24 protein-coding genes and 3 pseudogenes are annotated in these 21,905 nt (G+C 68.1%); 13 read left to right on the forward strand and 14 right to left on the reverse strand.

The features are described 5' to 3' along the window. Positions 1-508 precede the first annotated feature (508 nt). From IPZ69_RS25835 to IPZ69_RS25845, 3 genes are read right to left on the reverse strand one after another with little or no spacing between them, the layout of a single operon-like run. The gene (locus IPZ69_RS25835; protein ID WP_235456855.1) at positions 509-1,420 is read right to left on the reverse strand and encodes a hypothetical protein; all 912 of its coding nucleotides are present in this window, start codon (positions 1,418-1,420) and stop codon (positions 509-511) included. 38 nt (positions 1,421-1,458) lie between these two features. Beyond that, the gene (locus tag IPZ69_RS25840) at positions 1,459-1,908 is read right to left on the reverse strand and encodes a hypothetical protein (RefSeq protein WP_235456857.1); all 450 of its coding nucleotides are present in this window, start codon (positions 1,906-1,908) and stop codon (positions 1,459-1,461) included. Between the two features lie 20 nt (positions 1,909-1,928). Next, positions 1,929-2,405 (reverse strand): hypothetical protein, encoded by a 477-nt coding sequence (locus IPZ69_RS25845; protein ID WP_235456858.1) that lies wholly within the window; start codon positions 2,403-2,405, stop codon positions 1,929-1,931. Positions 2,406-2,531: 126 nt separating this feature from the next. On the opposite strand from IPZ69_RS25845, the gene IPZ69_RS25850 reads away from it, so the two are divergent. After that, on the forward strand, positions 2,532-3,536 hold the full coding sequence (locus tag IPZ69_RS25850) for an ArsR/SmtB family transcription factor (protein ID WP_235456859.1): 1,005 nt from the start codon (positions 2,532-2,534) through the stop codon (positions 3,534-3,536). Positions 3,537-3,742: 206 nt separating this feature from the next. Further along, positions 3,743-4,495, forward strand: coding sequence for a DUF6585 family protein (locus tag IPZ69_RS25855; RefSeq protein WP_235456860.1), 753 nt, complete (start codon positions 3,743-3,745; stop codon positions 4,493-4,495). A 79-nt stretch (positions 4,496-4,574) separates the two neighbouring features. Here IPZ69_RS25855 and IPZ69_RS25860 read toward each other — a convergent pair whose 3' ends face one another. Next, positions 4,575-5,861 carry an ATP-binding protein gene (locus tag IPZ69_RS25860; protein WP_235456861.1) on the reverse strand — a complete coding sequence of 429 codons (1,287 nt, stop codon included), beginning with the start codon at positions 5,859-5,861 and terminating at the stop codon, positions 4,575-4,577. A 197-nt stretch (positions 5,862-6,058) separates the two neighbouring features. After that, entirely contained in the window at positions 6,059-7,135 is a 1,077-nt protein-coding gene (locus IPZ69_RS25865) for a fatty acid desaturase family protein (RefSeq protein ID WP_235456862.1), read from the reverse strand. A 179-nt stretch (positions 7,136-7,314) separates the two neighbouring features. Between IPZ69_RS25865 and IPZ69_RS25870 the strand changes: the two genes are divergently transcribed. Next, the gene (locus IPZ69_RS25870) at positions 7,315-8,481 is read left to right on the forward strand and encodes an epoxide hydrolase family protein (RefSeq protein WP_235456863.1); all 1,167 of its coding nucleotides are present in this window, start codon (positions 7,315-7,317) and stop codon (positions 8,479-8,481) included. A 339-nt stretch (positions 8,482-8,820) separates the two neighbouring features. On the opposite strand, the gene IPZ69_RS25875 is transcribed toward IPZ69_RS25870, so the two are convergent. After that, positions 8,821-9,837 (reverse strand): DNA-directed RNA polymerase subunit alpha, encoded by a 1,017-nt coding sequence (locus IPZ69_RS25875; protein WP_235456864.1) that lies wholly within the window; start codon positions 9,835-9,837, stop codon positions 8,821-8,823. A gap of 211 nt (positions 9,838-10,048) precedes the next feature. On the opposite strand from IPZ69_RS25875, the gene IPZ69_RS25880 reads away from it, so the two are divergent. Together IPZ69_RS25880 and IPZ69_RS25885 are read left to right on the forward strand one after the other, a co-directional pair. Continuing rightward, complete coding sequence (locus tag IPZ69_RS25880; protein WP_235456865.1) at positions 10,049-10,270, forward strand: CarD family transcriptional regulator; 222 nt, start codon at positions 10,049-10,051, stop codon at positions 10,268-10,270. A 333-nt stretch (positions 10,271-10,603) separates the two neighbouring features. Then, positions 10,604-11,208, forward strand: a pseudogene (locus IPZ69_RS25885) (transposase). Positions 11,209-11,265: 57 nt separating this feature from the next. Here the strand turns inward: IPZ69_RS25885 and IPZ69_RS25890 are convergent. After that, entirely contained in the window at positions 11,266-11,832 is a 567-nt protein-coding gene (locus IPZ69_RS25890) for a dihydrofolate reductase family protein (RefSeq protein ID WP_235456866.1), read from the reverse strand. 350 nt (positions 11,833-12,182) lie between these two features. On the opposite strand from IPZ69_RS25890, the pseudogene IPZ69_RS25895 reads away from it, so the two are divergent. After that, positions 12,183-12,797, forward strand: a pseudogene (locus IPZ69_RS25895) (transposase). Here the strand turns inward: IPZ69_RS25895 and IPZ69_RS25900 are convergent. Then, complete coding sequence (locus IPZ69_RS25900; protein ID WP_235456868.1) at positions 12,794-13,138, reverse strand: DUF2750 domain-containing protein; 345 nt, start codon at positions 13,136-13,138, stop codon at positions 12,794-12,796. The pseudogene IPZ69_RS25895 and the gene IPZ69_RS25900 overlap by 4 nt on opposite strands. Before the next feature lie 87 nt (positions 13,139-13,225). Further along, entirely contained in the window at positions 13,226-13,831 is a 606-nt protein-coding gene (locus IPZ69_RS25905; protein WP_235456869.1) for a DUF4328 domain-containing protein, read from the reverse strand. A 397-nt stretch (positions 13,832-14,228) separates the two neighbouring features. Here IPZ69_RS25905 and IPZ69_RS25910 point away from each other — a divergent pair, with 397 nt between their 5' ends. Further along, positions 14,229-14,585 (forward strand): PRC-barrel domain-containing protein, encoded by a 357-nt coding sequence (locus tag IPZ69_RS25910; RefSeq protein WP_235456870.1) that lies wholly within the window; start codon positions 14,229-14,231, stop codon positions 14,583-14,585. A 31-nt stretch (positions 14,586-14,616) separates the two neighbouring features. Beyond that, positions 14,617-14,787 carry a hypothetical protein gene (locus IPZ69_RS25915; protein WP_235456871.1) on the forward strand — a complete coding sequence of 57 codons (171 nt, stop codon included), beginning with the start codon at positions 14,617-14,619 and terminating at the stop codon, positions 14,785-14,787. 57 nt (positions 14,788-14,844) lie between these two features. Here IPZ69_RS25915 and IPZ69_RS25920 read toward each other — a convergent pair whose 3' ends face one another. Beyond that, positions 14,845-15,783, reverse strand: a complete 939-nt coding sequence (locus IPZ69_RS25920; protein ID WP_235456872.1) for an Lrp/AsnC family transcriptional regulator — start codon at positions 15,781-15,783, stop codon at positions 14,845-14,847. An 85-nt stretch (positions 15,784-15,868) separates the two neighbouring features. Between IPZ69_RS25920 and IPZ69_RS25925 the strand changes: the two genes are divergently transcribed. After that, complete coding sequence (locus IPZ69_RS25925; protein ID WP_235456873.1) at positions 15,869-16,675, forward strand: VOC family protein; 807 nt, start codon at positions 15,869-15,871, stop codon at positions 16,673-16,675. Further along, the gene (locus IPZ69_RS25930) at positions 16,672-17,142 is read left to right on the forward strand and encodes a DoxX family protein (protein WP_235456874.1); all 471 of its coding nucleotides are present in this window, start codon (positions 16,672-16,674) and stop codon (positions 17,140-17,142) included. Before IPZ69_RS25925 ends, IPZ69_RS25930 begins: the two co-directional genes overlap by 4 nt. 78 nt (positions 17,143-17,220) lie before the next feature. On the opposite strand, the gene IPZ69_RS25935 is transcribed toward IPZ69_RS25930, so the two are convergent. Next, complete coding sequence (locus IPZ69_RS25935; RefSeq protein ID WP_235456875.1) at positions 17,221-17,448, reverse strand: DUF6480 family protein; 228 nt, start codon at positions 17,446-17,448, stop codon at positions 17,221-17,223. A gap of 368 nt (positions 17,449-17,816) precedes the next feature. Between IPZ69_RS25935 and IPZ69_RS25940 the strand changes: the two genes are divergently transcribed. Further along, positions 17,817-18,467, forward strand: a complete 651-nt coding sequence (locus IPZ69_RS25940; protein ID WP_268835050.1) for a TetR/AcrR family transcriptional regulator — start codon at positions 17,817-17,819, stop codon at positions 18,465-18,467. A 192-nt stretch (positions 18,468-18,659) separates the two neighbouring features. On the opposite strand, the gene IPZ69_RS25945 is transcribed toward IPZ69_RS25940, so the two are convergent. After that, complete coding sequence (locus IPZ69_RS25945) at positions 18,660-19,658, reverse strand: NAD(P)H-dependent flavin oxidoreductase (protein WP_235456878.1); 999 nt, start codon at positions 19,656-19,658, stop codon at positions 18,660-18,662. A gap of 358 nt (positions 19,659-20,016) precedes the next feature. Next, positions 20,017-20,247 (reverse strand): hypothetical protein, encoded by a 231-nt coding sequence (locus IPZ69_RS47500; protein WP_235456888.1) that lies wholly within the window; start codon positions 20,245-20,247, stop codon positions 20,017-20,019. Between IPZ69_RS47500 and IPZ69_RS25955 the strand changes: the two genes are divergently transcribed. Then, on the forward strand, positions 20,152-20,376 hold the full coding sequence (locus IPZ69_RS25955) for a hypothetical protein (protein WP_235456885.1): 225 nt from the start codon (positions 20,152-20,154) through the stop codon (positions 20,374-20,376). The two genes, IPZ69_RS47500 and IPZ69_RS25955, sit on opposite strands and share 96 nt — an antisense overlap. Beyond that, positions 20,282-20,992 (forward strand): annotated as a pseudogene (locus IPZ69_RS25960) (acyl-CoA dehydrogenase family protein); the annotation flags it as partial. The gene IPZ69_RS25955 and the pseudogene IPZ69_RS25960, both read left to right, overlap by 95 nt. A 338-nt stretch (positions 20,993-21,330) precedes the next feature. Here IPZ69_RS25960 and IPZ69_RS25965 read toward each other — a convergent pair. Beyond that, complete coding sequence (locus IPZ69_RS25965) at positions 21,331-21,534, reverse strand: hypothetical protein (RefSeq protein WP_235456880.1); 204 nt, start codon at positions 21,532-21,534, stop codon at positions 21,331-21,333. Positions 21,535-21,905: the final 371 nt, after the last annotated feature.

Genomic DNA, 21,905 nt, shown 5'->3' on the forward strand with positions numbered 1-21,905 from the left:
CCGGCAACCGATGACAGCCTCGCTACGCCTCTCACGTGCCGGCCGGATGGCCTCACCGGACGAGCACCGGCCCGCACGGCGAACTGATCTCCTTGGCCGAGCAGGACTGCCCTCGCTGGGATCGCCGCGTGATCCAGGAAGGGGCCGCACTGCTCATCGGCACGTTCACCGACAGGGTCGGCCCGGCGAGTACTGGTTGCAGGGCGCCGGTCGACGGCCCGAGCTCCGCCCTGGCACTGCTCGACCACTCAACATCGACGACCCCGGGCCACTCGCCGACCACTACCGGGTGCACGCGGTACGAGCGCACCTGCTGGAAATGGCGGGAGAGCCAGAGCCGACGGTGACTGATTTCCTCCTGGCAGGGGCTCTCACCACCAACACCTCCGAGTAGCGCTACCTCACAACCAAAGCAGCCCAGCTGCGCGCGATCATGCTGACCTCTCTCAGAGAAGGTTGTGCGATGTCATCGAGGATGGGTGACCGCCAGGCCTTCTCACTGTCCGGCTCAGTCCCGCTTCCCCGTCCCGAGCACCTCGCCGGCGGCCTTCTTCTGGCGGGCGGACAGCGAGGTCCAGTCGCTCTGGACGTCCGGGTGCCTGTCGAGCCACCGCTGCTGCACGGCGGCGAGCCGGGTGTACGCCGTGGTCAGATACCCGGTCTCGGTCTTGCAGCGCAGATCCGCCGGGAGGGCGGGACTGGAGTGCCGCGCCTCGTCCGTGTTCAGCGATCCGAGCAGTCCCACGGGGTCCTTCGCCTTGAACCCCGCCTGCTTCATGCACTGCCGCCAGCGCCCGGTCACGGTCTGGAACGCGGCGTCCTTCTCGACGTCCTTGCGTGCCTGCTCCTGGGCCTCGAACAGCAGGATCCGCAGCTGGAGCCACCGCATGCGCCCGTTGCCGAGCAGGCGTGTCTCGGCCTCCGCCAGGCAGCCGTTGCCCGGACGCGACACCGTCATCCGCACGCCCTTGGCGGTGACCCGCTTGGACTCGTCCCCGAAGAGGGCCTTCGCGTACGCGGCCGTACTCTCCGGACTGCCCTTCGCCGGCGGCTTCTCGGTGACCGGCGGGCTCGCGGCCGCTCCGGCGCGACGGGACACGGGGGCTTCCAGGCCGAACGGCTGCGGGAGTTGATCGGCGTCGTCCGACTTCTGCACGGCCACGGGCGCGTAGCGATAGCCATGCTTCGCCATGCAGGTGATGGCGGACTTCCGCTGGGCCTCGGCGCCTTCGGTGTCAGGAGTGAACAAGAGCCTGGTGACGGGCGGCTTTTGATGCAGGTCGGTCAGCCGCGCCTGGGTGAGGGCCTTCTGCGGCCGTGCCGGTTCGGGGGCGGCGGTTCCCGCACATCCGCTGACGGCCGCGCCAACGGCGGCCAGCACCAAGGCCGGTGCGAGCACGGCGCGGCGGGGGCCTGGCACACCCTTGTGGTGGCCAGGCCGGGCACGGCCGTGGTGGTTCAGAAACACGGGATGGAGGTCGTGGAGCGGACGCGCAGCGAACTGGCCTCGTCGCGCTGGCCCTTGCCGTTGCCCGGGGTGCCGTCGTCGGTCAGGGACCAGAGGTCGACGGAGCTGCCGGGGTTGACGCAGAAGACCAGACCGCCACCGTAGTTGATGTCGTAGTAGTAGTGGCTCTCGTAGCCGCTGTTGCTGGAGTTGCTCGCGGAAGAGACGTAGTCGTTCACCTTCACGTCGCTCGGGGCTCCGACGAACGTGTCGTTGGTGAAGTCTGTGTCGCTGTTGAAGTACGAGTGCTTGGTGTTGTCCTGGATGGCGCCCAGGAAGACGCAGTGGTACCCCGACGCGCAGTTGGGTCCGGCGGCGGCCGGCCCTGCGGTGGCCAGGGCACCACCGAGGAGCAGGGCGGTGACGCCGGCGGCCGTGGCGATGCGCTTGACGAATGACATGGAGACAGTTCCCTCGCGAGTCAGAAGCAGTGGATGCTGGTGGTGCCCCGCAGCTGGAGGGAGCTGGCCTCGTCCCGCTGGCCGACGTGGTTGCCGGCGACACCGTCGGTCGACAGCTGACCCGAGTTCACCTGGCTGCCGGGGTTGACGCAGAAGACCAGACCACCGCCGAAGTCGATGTCGTAGTAGTAGTGGCTCTCGTAGCCGCCGGTGCTGGAGTTGCTCGCCGACCACACGTTGTCGTTCACGATCTGGCTGTGGCAGGCCGAGCAGATCTCGTCGAAGCGGTCATTCGTGAAGTCGCGGTCACTGTTGTAGTACGAGTGCTTCTCGGAGCCGAGAGCCCCCATGAACACGCAGTGGTAGCCGGTCGCGCAGTCCTCGCCCGCGGAGGCGGGGGCGGCGGTCGCCACGGCCGCGCCCAGCAGCAGAGCAGTCGCGCTCGCCAGGGAGGCCACGCGCCCGAGACGGCGAGTCGACGTCGTGATCTTTCGCATTTTATGATCCCTTTGCATCGTTGACGTGTGCCGACCAAGGCACGACGGCACGAGTGTGCGGATCTTGGGGGGTTACTGTGAAATCGTGTGCGCTGGAACGCAATTACCCAGGTGGGGCGGCCTGAGGTGTTGCGGATTCACTTCACGGGCGAGGATCTGGCACGCATCCGGATCGCCGCCGAGCCCGACCCCCTCTGGGAACTGCTCATCAGCATGAACCGGCTGCGCAGGCGGGACGCCGGTGTGATCTACGGCTCCTGGCTCAAGGAGACGCTCCCTCAGGTACCCGCATCGACCCGGGCGTTGACGGCACTGGCGCCCCCGGTCGGCTACTCGGTGGACTTCCTCACCGCGGCCGCCGGGGCCGGCCTCGACCACCGGATCGAGGCGTTGCGCGCCACCCCGCTGCCGCAAGTGCACACGGATCTACGGGAGTTCACCAGACGCAACCCGACCCGCAGGCTACCCCTGTGGAGCCGCGAACTCGTCACCGGAGAGGCCACCGGTCTGGGCAGGATGGCCGATGCCGCCGACGCCTACTTCGCCGCGGTCCTCACGCCGTACTGGGACCGCATCAGGGTCCAGGTGAACCGGGACCGGTCGCGCCGCTCCACCACGCTCCTGAACGGCGGCTGGGACGCGGTCCTCAGCACACTGCATCCCTCCGCCCGCTGGGACTATCCGGTCCTGCACCTCGATTACCCGGTCGACCAGGAGCTGCATCTGCGAGGACGCGGCCTGCTCCTGCAGCCCTCCTTCTTCTGCCGCCACGCGCCGACGACGTTCGCGGACCCGACCCTGTCACCGGTCCTGGTCTACCCGATCGAGCACCAGGTCGACTGGGCGGCTCCACGGACCGGTTCGGCCGACGGCCGGGCGCTCGCCACGCTGGTCGGGCCGACGCGGGCCGTCCTGCTGCACGCCGTCGCCGACGGCACCGCGTCGACCGGCGAGCTCGCCCGCCGGGCCAGTACCACCGCGCCCAACGCCAGCCGTCACATCGCCGCCCTGCGGGAGGTGTCCCTGGTCTCCAGTCACCGGCACCGCAACACGATGCTGCACACCGTCACGGACCTGGGTCTCGCCCTGCTGAGCGGCGCCGATCCGCTCCTCCCGGTCCGGCCCGGCTAGCGAGCGCGCCACCCCGCACCCGGCTGCGGGACCTCGTCCGAACGCACCCGCCTGGAACGCGTGCGCGCATGACCGTTCCCGACAGGACGTACGACGGGCCGGCGCCGCGCCGCGCCGCGCCGACAGTCGGCGCGCGGACCGATACGTGACCGATCTACGTGGAACCACGGTTGTCACGCGTGGACGCGGCTCGGAGGCTCGTCCTCATGACTCCACTCACCCCCGCGTCGCCCGAGGTCGCCGACCTGGCCGCACGGAATCGGCTGGGGGCGCTCCAAGGCGTGTACGCGCCGAAGCGCCTCCGCCGGGCGGTGTTCGCCGCCCATGTCTTCAACTGCCTCATGCTCTTGCCGTTCTTCCTGGTCCCCGGGCTGCTGTACTACTGGTTCTGGATGCGCCGTTTCCCCGACTTCAGCCGGAAGCGGGCCGCCCAGCGGCTGCACCTGTTCGAGGAGGGGCTGGTCGTGCATCCGCCGTCCGGCGGCGCGCCGGTCGCTCTGCGCTGGGATTCCCTGCGCCTCCAGCAGGAGATCACCCAGCTGATCATCAACGGCCGCCCCGCGCCGACCAAGTACGTCTACACGGCGAGCGCCCCCGGCCAGGGCTCGGTGCGGATCACGGAGTTCTATGAGGATCCCGACGCCTGGGGTCCCCGGATGCAGGACGCGGTGGTGCGCGCGCAGGGAGCGTCCGTGCTGGAGACGCTCCGCGAGGGCGGCACGGTCGCGTTCGGGGATCTCTCGCTCTCCCGCACGGCCGTATCCGCCCCGGGGAAAGGCAGCCTGCCATGGCCCAAGGTTTGGGAGGTCCGTTCCTCGGGCGGCCTGGTCCGCATCATGACCACCGGATCCTCGGGCGACCCCGTCCGCTGGTCCCACCATCTGACCAAGGACATCACGAACCTGTACCTGTTCCTGGCGGTCGCCCACAGCCTGCGCGAGCAATCCGCCGTGGAATAGATGCCCACGCAGCCAGGTGCGGGTCCACGGCCGGCGCGATGGGCTGCGAGTTCCCCGAACACCGACCCGGCCCCACGTCTCAGAGGCGGCTGTACTTCTCGATGTCCTCGGTGAACTCCTCGATCGCCCGTGCGGTGAGCGTCGGCCGGGTGTCGGCAATGGCCTTCATGTAGTCCTCGGTGGTCGCCGGTCGGCCCTGGCGATGTGCGACCTCATGCTCGAACGCCTGCTGCGCTCCCTTGCGGGCGGCGAACTCGATGTCGGCCGGTGTGAACAACTCGCTGGCCTTGACCAGTTGGGTGACGTCGACCGTATGGGAAGCGGCCCTGAGGTAGCGGCCCCAGATCGCTGCGCGGGCGGTTGGGTCCGGCGGGCCGATGGGGATGACATAGTCGAACCGGCCCGGCCGTAGGAAGGCCGCGTCCAGGGAGCGTACCGAGTTGGTGGCACAGGCCAGCAGCCGCGCGTCCTGCTCGCGGAAAACGGGGATGAGTTTGAGCAGTTCGTTGGTCACCCCGTGCCCTGGATCAACTGCCTTGCCCGATCTGACGCCGGCGATCTCCTCGACCTCGTCGATGAAGAGCACCACCGAGTCCAGCTCCGCCAGATCCGCGAAAGCCTCACGCAGCGCCGCGGCCAGTCCCTCGGTGGTGTCGGCCGCAAGCCGGGAGGGGAAGAGTTCCACGAACGGCCAGCCGAGCCGTGAGGCCACCGCCTTGGCGAAGCTGGTCTTCCCTGTGCCGGGAGGTCCGAACAGGATGATCGCCTTGGGCGGGACGACACCGTAGTGGTCTGCCAGTTCCGGTTCGGTCAGCGGTAGCACCACCCGCCGTTCGACCACCTGCTTCTCACGCTCCATGCCGGCCATGGTGTCCCAGAGTCCCTGGGGCAGCATGCGGCCGCCCAACGCCTCAAGGACGCCGGCGTGGGCGGTCTCGGGCGGCTCCAGCTTCTCGTAGTAGATGAGGTCGTCGCGGAACCGGTAGGCGGAGTTCTCCAGAGCCCTCGTGCCTGCGGCGTGGGCGGGAAGCAGTGCACTGATGTGGCGTATGCCCAGCGCACGCAGGCGCCGTTCCACCTCGGCGAGGAGGGCGCTGCCGATTCCTTGTCGCCGCCAGCGGGACGCGAGCGCCACGAGGAGGATCCACCCTCGCTTGCCACATGCCTGAGCCACGGCCATGCCCACCAGTTCGTCGCCGACCAAGGCGACCACCGCTGTCTGACCTGCCTTCGCCGCCGCCATCACCTCGGAGACCGGGAAAACGCGGTCTTCGTCGTCCATTCGGCTCTGGTCCCAGATCTGGATGGCCTGATCAAGATCGTCATCACGATAGTCGCGCAGATGCCATACGGGCATCGCCACCACCTCACCCGCGCCGGGACCCCCATTGTCTCCGGTGTCAGCGGCTCGCGACGAACCGAGCAGACCGGTGACGGTCCGGTGCGGGGCAAGCGATCCACAGCACGGTGCCATGTGCTCGCGGATGGTGATCAGGTCCTGTCGTTCAGTTACCGAGGTGCGCGGCGCGGGCCGTAAAGTTCCTGGCCCCTCGGCCGGCCGTGTCAGCGTGCCCTTCTCTGTCGCCTGATCGGCTCTCCCACTCGGTGCAGGTGGGTCAGGGCCTCGCGGTAGGAGCGGATCAGTCCGGTCTCGTGGTAGGGCACCCCGATTTCGGCGCAGTACTGCCGCACGATGACCTGGGCGCGGCGCAGATGGGGCGTGGGCATGCTCGGGAACAGGTGGTGCTCGATCTGGTAGTTGAGGCCGCCGAGCATCACGTCGGTGAGCAAGCCGCCCCGCACGTTGCGGGAGGTGAGGACCTGGCGCCGTAGGAAGTCGGGCCGCTCGTCACCGGTGAAGGTGGGCATTCCTTTGTGGTTCGGGGCGAAGGTGCAGCCGAGATACACACCGAACAGGCTCTGGTTCAGCGCCAGAAACGCCACCGCCTTGCCCGGCGAGAGGACCAGGAGCAGGGCGGTCAGCAGACCCGCGATGTGCAGCAGGAGCAGGGCACCCTCCAGCGTTCGCTTCTTCATGTACGGCGAACGCAGCGCCCGCAGGCTCGAAACGTGCAGGTTGAAGCCTTCGAGGGTCAGCAATGGGAAGAACAGCAGGGCCTGGTGGCCACCGATCAGACGCGCCACACCTCGGCTGGCACGCGCCTGATCGGTCGACCACACCAGGATGTCCGGGGCGACATCGGGATCCAGGTCCTCGTGATTGGGGTTGGCGTGGTGGCGCGTGTGCTTGTTCATCCACCAGCCATAACTCATGCCCACACCCAGATTCCCGAACAGCCTGCCCATGACTTCGCTGGGCCGGCGCCGCCGGAACACCTGCCGGTGGGCCAGGTCGTGCGCGAGCAGGGCGATGTGCCCGAACACGAAGGACAAGAAGGCCGCCACGGCCAGCTGTCCCCAAGTGTCACCCAGAACGAAGAAGGCTCCCCACCCTGCCGCGTACAGTGCGACCACCAGGCCGATGCGTGCTGCGTAGTAGCCGGGGCGCCGAGCCATCAGGCCGGCCGCGGTTATCCGTTGGGAGAGCCGTGCGAAGTCGCTGCCGCCGTCGCCGCCGGACCCTCTTGCGACAGCAGGAGCAGACTGGTGCGGCACGGAAACATCGGGGGAGGTCGTCATGCCCCAAAGTCTCCTGTCGGCCCCGTGACCTGGAGAATCCTGCCAGCCACCCTCTGCGTGCGAGGCATTCCCCCAGGGCCACCGGGGGTTATCCCCCGGGTACGGCAGCAGCCCAGGCCTCCTGCGCGCGGCTCCCGCCCCCGGCCCTCGACGCATTGAAGCTGCGCAGCACTTGTGGGATGGGCGCCTTGCTCAGCGACGGTCGATGTGTTGGTCACGGGCGGGCGCGCATCGAGGCGGCGCGGTGGCCCGAGAAGGAGACCGTCGCGGACCAGTCGCAGGGCACGCAGCTGGAGACGATCAAGGAACTCGCGCGGTACTGGGCGTCGGAGTACGACTGGCGCAAGGTCGAGGTGAAGCTCAAGTCGTATCCGCAGTTCATCACGGAGATCGACGGGCTGGACATCCACTTCATCCACGTCCGCTCGAAGCACGAGAACGCCCTGCCGGTGATCGTCACGCACGGCTGGCCGGGTTCCGTCATCGAGCAGCTGAAGATCATCGAGCCGCTCACGGACCCGACGGCCCACGGTGGCGACGCCGCGGACGCCTTCCACGTGGTGATTCCGTCGATGCCGGGCTACGGCTTCTCCGGCAAGCCGACCGCGAAGGGCTGGGGCCCCGAGCGGATCGCCCGCGCCTGGGGCGAGCTGATGAAGCGCCTCGGCTACACGAAGTACGTCGCCCAGGGTGGCGACTGGGGCGCGGTCGTCACCGACGTCATGGGTGTGCAGGAGCCCGAGGGTCTGGTCGGCATCCACACCAACATGCCCAAGGTGATTCCGCCCGCCGTCGAGGAGGCCGTCGTCGCCGGCAACCCGCTGCCGTCCGACGTCGTGCTCGCCAACGACGAGGAGAAGGCGGCTGTCGAGCAGCTGGACTTCGTCTACCGGCACGTCTACTACGCCTACATGATGGGCTCGCGTCCGCAGTCGCTGACCGCCTTCGCGGACTCCCCGGTCGGTCTGGCCGCCTTCATGCTCGACCACGACAAGGCCAGTCTGGAACTGATCTCCCGGGCCTTCGCCGGGGCGGAGGAGGGCCTGACGCGGGACGACGTCCTGGACAACATCACGCTGTTCTGGCTGACCAACACGGCGGTCTCCGCGGCCCGCCTCTACGGGGAGAACACGAAGCCGTTCTTCGGCGTGCGGGGCGTCAAGCTCCCGGTCGCCGTCAGCGTCTTCCCCGACGAGCTGTACCAGGCGCCGAAGAGCTGGGCCGAGCAGGCCTACCCGAACCTCGTCCACTACAACAGGCTGCCCAAGGGCGGCCACTTCGCCGCCTGGGAGCAGCCGGAGCTCTTCGTGAACGAGATCCGTACGGGCTTCCGCACCCTGCGGTAGTCGACCACGCCGGACGCCTGCAGAGGCGCCAGGCCGACGGGGCGGTCAAGCGGCCCAACTCCAGCTCCGCTCGGCCGCCCCGTACTCCTTCACCGCCACGCACGAGGGGATTCAACCCTCCCGCTGACGCCGCCGGGTCGCGCTCGGACCGAACTCCCAAGCGGTTGTCGCAGGTTCGAATCCTGCCGGAGGCACTGCGTGCGGCCAGGAATCACGCATCGAACAGCCTCCTCGGAGTGAACTTCGAGGAGGCTGTTTCGTGTCCCGGGATGCACGGTCAGTGGGCGCTCATCGCCGACTCCTCTGCCGTCCTGGCTCCCCCGCGACCCGGTGCGGTGTTCAGTACTGCTCGGTCTCCATGAAACCCGTGCCCCCGTTGTCGTCCGCATCGAAGGCGGCAGCGGTCGGGTCGAATCCGGGCGGGCTGTCCTTCAGGGCCAGGCCCATGCCGGCCAGCTTCGCCTTGACCTCGTCGATCGACTTCGCACCGAAGTTACGAATGTCGAGGAGGTCGGCCTCGGAGCGCGCCAGAAGCTCGCCCACCGAGTGGACGCCCTCACGCTTGAGGCAGTTGTACGACCGAACCGTGAGCTCCAGCTCCTCGATCGGCAGGGCCATGTCGGCGGCCAGGGCGGCGTCCGTCGGGGACGGACCCATGTCGATGCCCTCGGCGTCGATGTTCAGCTCGCGGGCGAGACCGAACAGCTCGACCAGGGTCTTGCCGGCCGACGCCATGGCGTCGCGCGGACGCATGGCCTGCTTCGTCTCGACGTCGACGATCAGCTTGTCGAAGTCGGTGCGCTGCTCGACACGGGTCGCCTCGACCTTGTACGTGACCTTGAGCACCGGGCTGTAGATCGAGTCGACCGGGACACGGCCGATCTCCTGGCCCAGCTGCTTGTTCTGCACGGCGGAGACGTAGCCGCGACCGCGCTCGACGGTCAGCTCCATCTCCAGCTTGCCCTTGCCGTTCAGCGTGGCGAGGACCAGATCGGGGTTGTGCACCTCGACACCGGCCGGGGGCGCGATGTCGGCGGCGGTGACCAGACCCGGGCCCTGCTTGCGCAGATACATCACGACCGGCTCGTCGTGCTCCGAGGAGACGACCAGCTGCTTGATGTTGAGGATCAGGTCGGTGACGTCCTCCTTGACGCCCGGCACGGTGGTGAACTCGTGCAGGACACCGTCGATGCGGATGCTGGTGACAGCGGAACCCGGGATCGACGACAGGAGAGTACGACGGAGAGAGTTGCCGAGGGTATAGCCGAAGCCCGGCTCCAGCGGCTCGATCACGAACCGGGAGCGGAACTCATCGACGACCTCTTCGGTCAACGAAGGACGCTGAGCGATCAGCACGAGGTATTGCCTCCAGTGTTTGGCGCCCGCTATGTGACGCCGTAGACAACACGAAGCGTACGGGCGGTTCGACCTTCTATGAAGCCGAACCGCCCGACCCCGCCCGTTTGCCGAGCGATCGGCAGGCTCAGAACGTGCCAAATGAAGTCCAACGGTCAACCATTCCCGCCCCCGGGACCACCAGCACGGCTCGTGGCGCATACTGGGGGCGATGACAAAGCCCGCTGCACCGAAGCGTCATTTGCCCACCAGCCCCTTCAGGGCCCCGGTCGCCCCGGCTCCCAAGCATTTCGCCGTGGGTGACCAGGTTACGCACGACATGTACGGACTCGGCCGGGTGATCGGCATCGAGGATGGAATCGCGGCACTCGTGGATTTCGGCTCGGCACAAATGCGGATCTTGAGCCCATACGCCAAGATGACCAAGCTGTAGGACCGCTGTGCCCGATCACGGCACGCCAGGCCCCTCCTGGGGCCTGCAACGAAAGGGAGACCTCCCATCGATCCGACGCCGCTGTTCTCCGCCCTGGAAGGGCAACCCCACCGCGCCACTGCGGCATCACCGCATCCGGCAACAAACCCCTTCCAGGCCCCGGACTTCGGGGAAGACGACACCTTCCTGCCCGAGGACGTACAGGTGCCCGCTCCGGGCAAGCGTGCCGCGCGGCCCAAGGCGGCCTAGCTCCCGCGAGTGCGGCGCTTTCGACAGCTGACCGCGGGCCGTCGCCGGTACCGCGGGAGGGTTACGTCCGGGGATACCTCCGGCCTGCTCGGCGGCCGGTGCGGCGTGTCCGGACTGCGGCCGCTTCTCGGGCCGGGTGCACGACCCAGACCCAAAGGCTGGCCATCCAACCTGCCGCTGGAGCCCGGCTTCGGTTCCGGCATGACGTACTGGCGACGCCTGGCGGAGTGGACCGAGGCCGGCGTGTGGCACTGGTTGCAGGCCCCGGTTGCGCGAGGTGCTCCTACCGGTGCCACGGGCATCCCGCTCGCCGCCACCCTGACCGGCTGCAACCGCAACGACGTCACCCCCAGCTCATCCCACTCCTCCAGGCCGTGCCGCCAGTGCGGGGTAAGCGGGGCCGGCCCCGGCGCCACCCGAACGTGGTACGCGGCGACCGCGGCTACGACCACGACGAGTACCGCCGGCTTGTCCGGGGCCTCGGCGTGCAGCCGATGATCGCCCGCCGCGGAATCGAGCGTGGCTCCGGCCTGAGAAAGCAACGCTGGGTCGTGGAGCGCGCATTCGCTCACCTGCAATGGTTCTGCCGCCTGCGGATCCGCTGGGAGATACGCGCCGACATCCACGAAGCGTTCCTCACTCTCGGATGCGCACTCATCTGTTGGCGGCGACCACGCTCCGTGTCGTGACGTGCCGATGTCGTATACGACATCACCGTGAGACCAAAGGGTGTTGGGTGCTGCTGCTCAGCGCCTCGTCTCGTACCTGGTCAGGACCACGCCGCCGGGCAACGTCCGCGCCTCCACCAGGTTCAGGTTCACCCAGCTGTCCAGCGCGGTGAAGAACGGCGTGCCGCCGCCCACCAGGACCGGATGGGCGACGATCACGTACTCGTCGATCAGCCCGGCGCGCATGGCCGCGCCGGCGAGCGTTGCGCCGCCGATGTTCATTGGGCCGCCGTCCTCGGCCTTGAGCCGGGTGATCTCGGCGATCGCGTCGCCGGTGACCAGACGGCTGTTCCAGTCGACCTTGTCGATCGTCGAGGAGAACACCACCTTCGGCGTGTCCCGCCAGTTCCGCGCGAACTCGATCTGCGCCGGGGTGGCGCCCGGCTGCTGGTCGCCGGTCGGCCAGTAGGAGCTCATCGTCTCCCATAGCTTGCGCCCGTACAGCGTCAGGCCACTCGCCTGCTCGTGGTCGAGCCACCACTGGAACAGCTCGTCGCTCGGCGGTCCGCTCCAGCCGATGTCGTCGCCGGCCGCGGCGATGTAGCCGTCCAGGGTCAGGTTCATGCCGTAGATCAGTTTCCGCATGGCCCAGCCTTCCGTCCGTGAGTGTCCGGCGTATAGACCGGCGCGGTGCGGGAAACTCATCGGTGCGCGATCTGGGCTCGCCGGTAGTCCTCGTGCTCGGGGCTCAACGTGGTGTACTCGGCCGACATGGGCAAGCCGCCTGATCTCGCCCTCGCCCTCGCCCTCGCCCTCGCCCTCGCCCTCGCCCTCGCGAAGAAATACCACGGATTTGAGACTGATCATGGGTGACAAGGGCTGTGAGACAGCCAAGAACGCCCAGGTCACGGAAGATCGACATGTCACGAGCGGCGAGACCCCGCACCTGTCGGGTTGCGGACCCGTGCGGGTTGGGGGCCGGTAGAACTGTGGGTGTGACGCGTGCGCAACTGACTGATGCTGATTGGGAGTTCAATGCTCCGTTCCTGCCGATCGGGGAGTTCGGTCCGTATCCGGAGAATCTTCGGGCCCAGTTCGAGGGTGTGGTGTGGAAGTTCCGGTCGGGTGCCCAGTGGCGGGAGATGCCGGGCCGGTTCGGGCCGTGGCAGACGGTGTACGACCGGCTCCGGTACTGGCGGAAGGCACGTGTTCACGACCCTCGACGAGGGTGTGATCGCCGAGGCCGCGAGGCAGGGCAAGACGGACTTGTCGCTGGTCAGCACGAAGATCCACCTCGTCGTCGATGCCGCCTGCCGCCCACTGGCCATCCTGATCACGGCCGGGCAGGCCGGCGACAGCCCTCAATTCGTTCCTGTCACGGAAGAACAAGGGCCGGGCAGGCGGCCGACCGGTCACCCGCGATCCCGACCTCTACCGCGAGCGGAACATCGCCGAACGCGGCATCAACAAGATCAAAGCATGGCGGGGCCTCGCCACCCTGCGACAAAGACCCCGCCAACCACCAGGCCGGACTCGAACTCCGTGCCGCGCACTCCTCTGGATCCGCAGCCTCCAACCCAACCACTGATCACAACACCGGACAGGCCTAGTCACCCGCCGCCAATCGGTTGAGAACTTCCATCGGGGTGAAGCTCCAGCCGACGAGGCGCGGTCCGCTCCAGTTGATGCCGATCATGTAGCCCTCTCGGGCGGCATCAGGCAGATCGCGATCGCGCCAGGCATCCAGGGACATGGACTCAACACGTAGCCCCTGCCCCCAGATCTTCGCCGCCCTCTGGGCGCGGGCGGAGGTCGACCAGTAGGGAAGACTTCGCGTGCCGTCCTCGGAGAGGGGAGCCGGGCTACCCTCGTCATCCCGGACGAGCCAGACCACTCCGCTCTGGCGGGCGTCTCGGAAGAATGCTGCCGCTTGCGAACCACTCTGACTCATGCCACGTGACCTAGCGTTCCCCGTCACTCATTTCGTTGGCGGTTCTAAATCCCGCTCCTGATCGATGAGTTCACGAACCCCAGGTGCCTACGACGCCGGGGCCACCCGCACGGCTTGCTTCAGCATGCCGCTGAGTTGCCAGACGACGGCGGCGGACAGGGCGGCAGCGCAGACGTACAGAAGATTGCTTTCCATGACCTGCTGCAAGGCCTGGCTGGTCTGGCCGGCAGTGTGTGCGTGCTTCAGGGCGGACAGGGCGTCGGCGCCCGTGACGCCCGCGGCGAGGACGGAGAGCCACCAGAAGGTGAGCAGGGGATGGCCGCGCTTACGCCGCAACGCAGGCCGGGAGGCGGCCCACAGGTCGTTGACGAACATCTTCAGCACGAACAGGTCGGCAATGGGGACCACCCAGCCGAAGAACAACCAGCCACGGCTGCGACGCTGCCCCTCGGGCCAGACCAGCTCCGCGAGGTCGCGCATGCGGGACATCCAGACGCTGAAGACCAGCACGGACACGAGGGTGGCACCGCTCCACCAGCCCCTCAGATTCCCGAACCATATGTCGGCGTTGAGCAGCGGCAGCACCTCGCTGCCGTCCGGTTGAGCCGGCAGGGGCGGCGCCTGCAAAACTTGGTACTTGTGCCAGGCCGCCACCCCAGTCGCCACAGTCAGCATCGCGTACGCGGCGAGCACACCGCACGTCCATCGCGTCAGCCCGCCCGGCACCCCTGCAGCCCTGCCCACCCCACACCTCCTGGAAGCCGCCTGTTTGGAAGTTCCCGCAGGTCGGCGGGGGATCTTAACCTCGCAGGGATACGAAAGTCACGGCCGGCCGTGGTGGGCGTCGACTCACCACTCATGCAGGTATGACCCCGTTTCCCTGCCGAGGAATCGGAAACCCGGACCACGTCTCCACCACTCCGGCACCGCTTCTTCGGACGACGGCGGCCACCGGAGCCCCTCACGGCGGATCAGCAGTCACTCAAACTGCCGCTCCGCCTCCGCACCCACGACATCACGGTGTGCCCTGCCAGCCCGGCGCTCTCAAGGCCACCCGGCCCCGGCCGCCCCGAGCCGAGAGGAGCGAGGCATGATCCATTCAGCCGATATTCGCGAGTGGCGCAACCGGGACGTGCTCGATCCCAGGGGACGCAAGATCGGAGCCCTGGAAGCGGTCTACGTGGACACCACTACCGACGTGCCGGCCATGGTCACCGTCCGCACCGGACTTCCGACCCGGCACCGACTCGTCTTCGTGCCGCTCGACGAGGCAACCCTCGGCCCCGGGTACGTGAAGGTCGCGCACTCACGAGGGCTGGTGCGGAAGGCGCCGTCCATGGGCGTGGACGACGTGCTGCCGGTCGAGCGGGAAGAAGAGGTCTTCAAACACTACGACAGGCCCTACGAACCTGGCGCTGGACACGGGCGTCGCCTCGCACGCCGCTGACCAGCAGCGCAGGCCGGAGGATGTGCTCATCATGGCCCTTTTCCTGTTCCTGATCCTCGTGGCCATCGTCCTGGGACTCATCGGCGCGGTGGTGCACGGGCTGACCTACCTCCTGATCATCGGCATCGTGCTCTTCGTGGCGGACCTGGTCCTGTTCGGTAGGCACTGGTCCCGGCGCTCCCATCGACACCTCGTCCGGTGATGCCGCCGAGCGCCCATTCCTCGTCGCGTTCGCCGAACAGCGGCGCCGCGGTGCGGTCTACCTGTCGTCCTGAGCGGGTGCGAACCGTTTGGTGTAGGAATCCACAGGCGCCGTCTCGATCTGATCGACTCCCTGGAGCGCGCCGAGACGGTCGGTGACGTACGCGTACAGGTCGTTGGTGTCGCGGCAGACGAGGACCGCGAGGAGGTTGTGGCGACCGGTGATCGCGGCGACGTGCGCGGTCTCGGCGTCCGCGGCCAGCTGCGCCGCCACCGCCGCGACCTGCGACGGGGCCACCGAGAGCCAGAGCAGGCACTGGGCCGTGTACCCGTACAGCGCCGGGTCGACCTCGACGTGGAAGCGTACGTGTCCCGCGCGGCGCAGTTCGTCGAGGCGTCGGCGCACGGCGGATTCGGACCAGCCGATACGCACGGCGAGGTCCGCGTATGCGGCACGCCCGTCGGTGGCCAGGGCCGGCAGCAGGCGCCGGTCGAGGTCGGTCAACTCGACCGCGGTGCGCTGGGGCGCGGGCTCCCGCAGTGCGGCGATCTGCTGAGCCGTCAGCGCCGACGTGCGGCCCGGCCACCAGCCGTCCATCAAGGACCGCAGCAGCCGTTGCGCGCCGATGTCGGTCACGTGCGGGTGTCGGCTCAGCTCGGTCAGCGGCAGCGCCCCGGACGTGCGCATCAGGCACGCGAGCTCGGTGTCCCCGGACAAGCGCGTCACCCACGCGGTGTCGAGGCGCTCGGCCAAGGCCCGTGAGAGTGCGGCGGCGCCGTGCGGCCGCACGCGCAACCGGACGAACCACTCCGCACGGCTGCGGGACACGCCGCTGACCCGTACGGCCCCGGCTTCGCGCAGCCGACCGAAGCGGCGGGCGACCGTGCGGTCCGAGACGCCGAGTACCGCCGCGATCCGGCTGAACGGCACCCGCGCGTCCAGCTGGAGAGCGTGCAACAGCAGCCGGTCCAGCTCGTCGAGGGTGACGGATTCCACCGGGCAAGGATAGGGGCGTGCCGGATTCCGGCGTACGGTCCACGGGCACGGGCTTTGCCCTGGCCCGCCGGGCCAAGCTCGGGCCATGACGGTTCACAGCTTCCACCACACCGGCGTCGTCACCCACGACCTCGACGAACTGGCACGCCGGTACACAGCGCTCGGGTTCACCGTGAGCCCGCGCTCGCGCCACCTGCTCAGCGCCGCGCCCGGCGAAGCGCCCGTGCCCGGCTGCACGGCGAACCAGTGTGTCGTCTTCGCCGACTCCTACATCGAGTTGCTCGGCATCGTCGACGGAACGGCACCGGATCCCTGGCGCGCCAAGGAACTGGGGATCGGGTTCCGGCTGGTCAACTTCGCCACCGACGACGCTGAGGCCACCGCGACGGCGCTGTCCGCGGCCGGTGTCCCCGCCCACGGCGTCCTCGACCTCGCGCGGGACGTGGAGACCGAAGACGGGCCGCGCACGGTCAAGGCCCGCGCCGTCCACCTCGACCCGCGCTCGACGGTGGAGGGATTCGTCGGCATCGCCCAGCACCTGACGCGGAACCTGATCCACCAGCCACGCTGGCAGGACCACCCGAACGGCGCGCACGCCCTCGCGACGGTGCGCATAGCAGCGGCAGAGGCCGACTTCGACGCGATCGTGCAGCGCTATGCCCAACTGCTCGAGGCGGCGCCGGAGCGGCACGGAACGCTCGCCGTGCTGCCGGTCGGTGGTGCCCGGCTGGAGATCGCGGGCGGCGCCGCGGTTTCGCGGTTCGAAGCGATGACGGTCGCGGTGGCCGACCTCGCACACGCCCGCCGGACCGTCGAAGACGGCGGCATCGCGACCGAGACCACCGAAGCGGGCTTCGCCGCGGACGGTCTGTTCTTCACGGAGCGGTCGTGACACTCGCGTTGCTCGCCGGGGCGAGCCTCCTGTTCCGGCTCTTGGGCTCGCTCGGCGTCCGGCGGTTCGCCACATGGCGGGTGAGCGCGGCCCACGGGCTTGCGGTCATGCTCGTGGCAACGGCGTCGGCGCACTTCGCCCCGGCCGGGCTGGGGTTCATGCCCGGGCACGCGGACCTCGTGGCCATGGTCCCGCCCGTCGTGCCGTTCCCGTCGGCGGTCGTGCACGGCACGGGCGTGCTGGAACTGCTGGGCGCGCTCGGGCTGGTCCTCGCCCGTTCTCGGCCCGCGGCCGGGTGGTGCCTGGCGGTGTTGTTCGTGTGCCTGCTCCCGGCCAACGTCCACGCGGCGCGGGCCGACGTCCCGCTCGTCGCCGACCCGTTGTGGTTCCGGATCCCGGAGCAGCTCACCTACATGGCTGTCGCGGTGGCGGCCTCCCGCTCGCACGCCCGTTCACCCCTGCGGTGACGTGGTGGCCTCTGCGCCTGATCCAGACGGGGCAGGGACGGACGGGACGGTCGGGGTGCCGGGCACGGCCGGTTCGGGCTACGCCAGGGCCACGACCATGCCGATCAACCCAATGGCGATCAACACGACAACGGCCATGATCACGACGAGGGAGACAGGTCCCCAGGCCTTGGGTGCGGCGGGCTCGTGCTGGGAGATTCCCGCCGTAGTACTCCCCTCAGCGGGCGGGGTAGGGACGGGGGGCACCTTGCGCCCGACGGGCGAAGTTCCGTGCGCGGACCAGGTACGGGGGTCGGGTGTTGTCATGATCTGCACTCCGTTGATCCAAAACCATCAGGGGCGCCCGCCAGGGCCCGTGCATGTGATCGTGTGATCGCGTGCCGGCGCCCGGGGGCCGGGGACCACCCTCGGGAGTGGCGCCACAGTGAGCGCGACCGCCGTCCTTCGAGTTCCCGGAGGGAGGCTGCCGCAATCGCCAAGCAAAGTGATTCGGCGGCTCTGGCCCGCAGGACTGCGAGCGGTCCGCCTGAAGCCCGGCGCCGACGTCACCGTGACCACGGCCCGGCTCCGCGAGGTCATCAAGACGATCAAGAGAATCGGAGTGCCGATGGCACCGATTCGAGGCGTGCCATGATGGGCGCATGGGACGTCCAAGGACCAAGTTGGCCCCGAAGATGCCGACCACGACACGTGGTCGGCGTACTCGCGAAGGGCTGATTCTTGCTGGTCGGGAGGTCCTGGAGTGTCAGGGTTGGGCAGGTTTCAGCCCCGAGGCCGTGGCGCAGGTGGCGGGCGTTTCGTACGGGACGTTCTATACGTACTTCGAGTCCAAGGAAGACCTGCTCCACACCGTTCTCCGCTCGGTCGCCGGTGAGATGTTCACGTCGAGCCTGGTCCCGTCGGACACCACGGACGACCCCTATACGCGGCTCGTGGAGTCGAACCGTCGCTATCTGCGGGCCTGGGACCAGGCGTCGAAGGTGGTGCGGATCGTGGAGCAGGGAGCGGTCGCGGACGAGGGACTGCGGCAGATGGTTCTTGAGATCCGGGAGCTCTACGTGAGCCGTAGTACGGAGGGCATCAGGCGACTGCAGGAAGCCGGCCTGGCGAATCCGAGTCTGGATGCCAGGCTGACGGCCATCGCGCTGGGCTCGATGGTCGAACAGGTCGGCCATGTGCTCGACACGCTCGCCGAGGCATTCGACGAGGACGCGGTCGTCGACCACCTGTCTCGGCTGTGGGCCGCCGCGATCGGGCTCCGCGGCGCGCCGGATGAGGACTGGGCGGGCGTCGCCTCTGCTGTCGGCGGGTCGGCGTCGAGCTGAGCGACGCGACGGCTCCAAGGATTCGAGGCCGCAGCAGGAGGTCCAGTGCTGTCGCGCGTCCGGTGACACGGGGCAGGGTCCAGGAGATCCCCGATGCGGATCGTGCAGACGTCGCCGTCTGTGCTTTTGACGACTGGGGTGCTCGCCCTGCGATGCCTTGCTGGCTTGGTGGCGGTTCGCCTCTCGGCGGCGTCAGACGGTTGCCGAGGAAGTCGCGGGAGTCGGAAGCTTCTTTCCGAGGGTGAGCCGGGCCTCGTCGAACTGGGTCCTGAACGCCGCGACCAGGCCTGCGACCGTCGTGGTCTGTTTGAGGGCGCCGATGCCCTGGCCGGAGCCCCAGATGTCCTTCCATGCCTTGGCGTCGGTGTTGCCCATGGAGCCGAAGTCCATGGTGGACGGATCCGACTCGGGGAGGTCGTCGGGGTCGAGCCCGGCGGCGGCGATGCTGCCGCGCAGGTAGTTGCCGTGGACTCCGGTGAACAGGTTGCTGTACACGATGTCCTTGGCGGTGCTGTCGACGATCATCTGCTTGTAAGCGGCCGGGGTGTTGGCCTCGACGGTCGAGAGGAATGCCGACCCGACGTATGCGAGATCGGCGCCGGCGGCCAGGGCCGCCAGGATCGAACGGCCGTGGGCGATGGCTCCGGACATCAGCAGCGGGCCGTCGAACCATTCGCGGATCTCCTGGACGAGAGCGAAGGGCGACTGTGTGCCCGCGTGGCCGCCCGCGCCGGCGGCCACGGCGATGACGCCGTCCGCTCCCTTCTCGACGGCCTTGTGAGCGAACTCGTTGCTGATCACGTCGTGCAGCACGATGCCGCCGTAGGAATGCACGGCTTCGTTGATCTCAGGGCGCGCTCCCAGTGAGGTGATCACGATCGGCACCCGGTGCTCCACGATCACGCTCATGTCGGCGTCGAGGCGGCCGTTGGAGCGGTGCACGATCTGGTTCACCGCGAACGGAGCGACGACGGCCTCCGGGTGCGTGGCCGCGTAGGAGGCGTTCTCCTCTGTGATGCGGTCCAGCCAGTCGGACAGCAGCGACACGGGGCGGGCGTTGAGCGCGGGGAACGAGCCGATCACACCGGCCTGGCACTGGGCGATGACCAGCTCGGGACCCGAGGCGATGAACAGCGGCGAGCCGACGACGGGAAGCGTGAGAGGTCGTGACAGAGCGGGGGGCAGCGACATGGCAGGTCCTTCGGCGGTCTTCGGTTGGTCCTCCTCGGCAGCGTGACCGCCAACGGAGGTGCCCTCGCCGGGGCTACGCCGCCGATTGTGCAACTTGTTGCACATAGAGCTCAAGGTCCTGGCCGACGGTTTCATTCAGAGCCTGCTGCGACTGTCGAGCGAGCCAGCCCTTGGTGAGGCAACAAACCCCAGCTCAGAAGAGCGCTACGCACCCTTCACTCACTCGACAATTTTATCGAGTGAGCTCCATCACGGCACTGCAACTTCGCAGCCGGATGCGGCGACTGCACCCTGCATTTGCCGCGCGAGGTGAAGCAGCCACTACTTGACTATTTTGTCAGGTTGATTGACTCTGCCGTCACCACAGTTCACCCGTGAGCGGCGCAGCGGGACACGTCGGAGCACCCAGGGAGACATGCGCATGGACATCCAGTTCGATTTCGGCGGCAAGACGGCCGTTGTCTTCGGAGGCACGACCGGCATCAACCTCGCCATCGCCGAGGCCTTTGCCGCGCGGGGTGCCGCGGTGGCGGTAGCCAGCCGGAAGCGGAGCAACGTCGACGCGGCGGTGAAGCAGATCGGCGCACACGGGGGGGTCGGTCCGCGGCTTCGTGGCCGACGTACGCGACAACCATTGGGTTCTCAACGGTTCGAAGACCTTCATCTCCAACGGCATCCACGCGGACCTGGTGATCGTCGTCGCCCGGACCACCCCTGAGGGTGGCGCGCACGGGATGTCGCTGCTGGTCGTCGAGCGGGGCATGGAGGGCTTCGAGCGCGGCCGGAATCTCGACAAGATCGGGCAGAAGGCGCAGGACACGGCCGAGTTGTTCTTCAGGGACGTGCGCGTTCCCAAGGAGAACCTGCTCGGTGAGCTGAACGGCGCGTTCATCCACCTGATGACGAACCTCGCTCAGGAGCGGATCACCATCGCGGTGGCTGCCATCGCCGGGGCTGAGCGACTGCTGGAGATCACCACCCAGTACGTGAAGGAGCGCGAGGCGTTCGGTCGGCCGCTGGCCAAGCTCCAGCACGTCCGCTTCGAGATCGCCGAGTTGGCCACCGAGTGCGCCGTCACCCGGGCCTTCCTGGACCGCTGCATCGAGGAGCACGCCAACGGTTCGCTGGATGCCGTCCATGCCTCCATGGCGAAGTGGTGGGCGACCGAGCTGCAGAAGCGGGTGGCCGATCGCTGCCTGCAACTGCACGGCGGATACGGCTACATGACGGAGTACCCGATCGCCAAGGCCTTCACCGACGGCCGCATCCAGACCATCTACGGCGGCACGACCGAGATCATGAAGGAGATCATCGGCCGCTCACTGCTCGCCTGACTCCGCCCTCAGGTCCTGCACGGCAACGAGCCGATCGGCCCGGTCGGCGGCCTGATCCGGGAGGTCCAGGCGCGCCGTCCCGGGCTCGATCCGGCTGTGATCCACGACGTCGACGACATCGTCAGCCTCTGTCACCCCATTGAAACAAGCACCAAATAGGCGTCACACGTGTCATCCCAGCGTCCGGATATCGCCTGTCACGCCCACACCACACATGGCGTGAACTACCAAAATCGCAGGTCAGGAGCTCTTCGCGACCGGCTTCAAATTCGCCGCTCAACCGTACGACGCGCCATGGAGGAGTTGTGAAATTGATCTCTGCGGGATAAACCCCCAGTTCAGGCCATGTTTTCGAGTCTTTCAGCCAGGTTCTGCAAGTCGATGAGCGTCAAAAGAACGTCGTGCGCCTCGTCGTCCTGGCCGATCTCCCCGCGCACGTCGGGCGCCCACAGCGACACGCCGTAGGGCACGAGCAGCGGGAAGTCGTTGCCGAACTGGGCGCCGTGGACGGTCTGTTGGAGCGTGCGCCGACGTCGGGGCACCCGTCGGCGGACTCCGACCGATGGATCCAGCCTCACAGCTTGAGCACAAATTACATACATCCCCCTCTTCATACTGGCCCCGATGGTCTAGATTGACCGTGCTTCAGCTGTTCGAACACGAGGCGGCCAATTAATGATCTATGGGTCCGGCGCCAAGGAAAGCCAGAAGTCACGTCCCCGGCGTCGGACGTGGGGGTGATCAATTCTTGAGTCCGAGCGGGGCCTTGGGTGCAGGGAACACCCGAGGTTTCGACGGGTTTCCGCGCACCTGGAGTGCATGGCAGGACCTGCGGGTCCGCTGCCGCCATGGTGGGTCGTTCAAGTAGTTCTGAAACAGCAGGAATGTATGCGTGGGGGCGGGGGCCTCCCGC

This window comes from Streptomyces olivochromogenes (assembly GCF_021538895.1).
GTDB classification, from domain to species: domain Bacteria; phylum Actinomycetota; class Actinomycetes; order Streptomycetales; family Streptomycetaceae; genus Streptomyces; species Streptomyces olivochromogenes_A.

What these genes read in the sequence shown, in the direction of transcription:
- IPZ69_RS25945 (WP_235456878.1), bottom strand. Translation starts at nt 19,658, where the DNA reads ATGTCGCTGCCCCCCGCTCTGTCACGACCTCTCACGCTTCCCGTCGTC.
- IPZ69_RS25915 (WP_235456871.1), top strand. Translation starts at nt 14,617, where the DNA reads ATGGCCCTTTTCCTGTTCCTGATCCTCGTGGCCATCGTCCTGGGACTC.
- IPZ69_RS25940 (WP_268835050.1), top strand. Translation starts at nt 17,817, where the DNA reads ATGCCGACCACGACACGTGGTCGGCGTACTCGCGAAGGGCTGATTCTT.
- IPZ69_RS25880 (WP_235456865.1), top strand. Translation starts at nt 10,049, where the DNA reads ATGACAAAGCCCGCTGCACCGAAGCGTCATTTGCCCACCAGCCCCTTC.
- IPZ69_RS25890 (WP_235456866.1), bottom strand. Translation starts at nt 11,832, where the DNA reads ATGCGGAAACTGATCTACGGCATGAACCTGACCCTGGACGGCTACATC.
- IPZ69_RS25900 (WP_235456868.1), bottom strand. Translation starts at nt 13,138, where the DNA reads ATGAGTCAGAGTGGTTCGCAAGCGGCAGCATTCTTCCGAGACGCCCGC.
- IPZ69_RS25870 (WP_235456863.1), top strand. Translation starts at nt 7,315, where the DNA reads ATGGGCGCCTTGCTCAGCGACGGTCGATGTGTTGGTCACGGGCGGGCG.
- IPZ69_RS25935 (WP_235456875.1), bottom strand. Translation starts at nt 17,448, where the DNA reads ATGACAACACCCGACCCCCGTACCTGGTCCGCGCACGGAACTTCGCCC.
- IPZ69_RS25845 (WP_235456858.1), bottom strand. Translation starts at nt 2,405, where the DNA reads ATGCGAAAGATCACGACGTCGACTCGCCGTCTCGGGCGCGTGGCCTCC.
- IPZ69_RS25865 (WP_235456862.1), bottom strand. Translation starts at nt 7,135, where the DNA reads ATGACGACCTCCCCCGATGTTTCCGTGCCGCACCAGTCTGCTCCTGCT.
- IPZ69_RS25855 (WP_235456860.1), top strand. Translation starts at nt 3,743, where the DNA reads ATGACTCCACTCACCCCCGCGTCGCCCGAGGTCGCCGACCTGGCCGCA.
- IPZ69_RS25910 (WP_235456870.1), top strand. Translation starts at nt 14,229, where the DNA reads ATGATCCATTCAGCCGATATTCGCGAGTGGCGCAACCGGGACGTGCTC.
- IPZ69_RS25840 (WP_235456857.1), bottom strand. Translation starts at nt 1,908, where the DNA reads ATGTCATTCGTCAAGCGCATCGCCACGGCCGCCGGCGTCACCGCCCTG.
- IPZ69_RS25925 (WP_235456873.1), top strand. Translation starts at nt 15,869, where the DNA reads ATGACGGTTCACAGCTTCCACCACACCGGCGTCGTCACCCACGACCTC.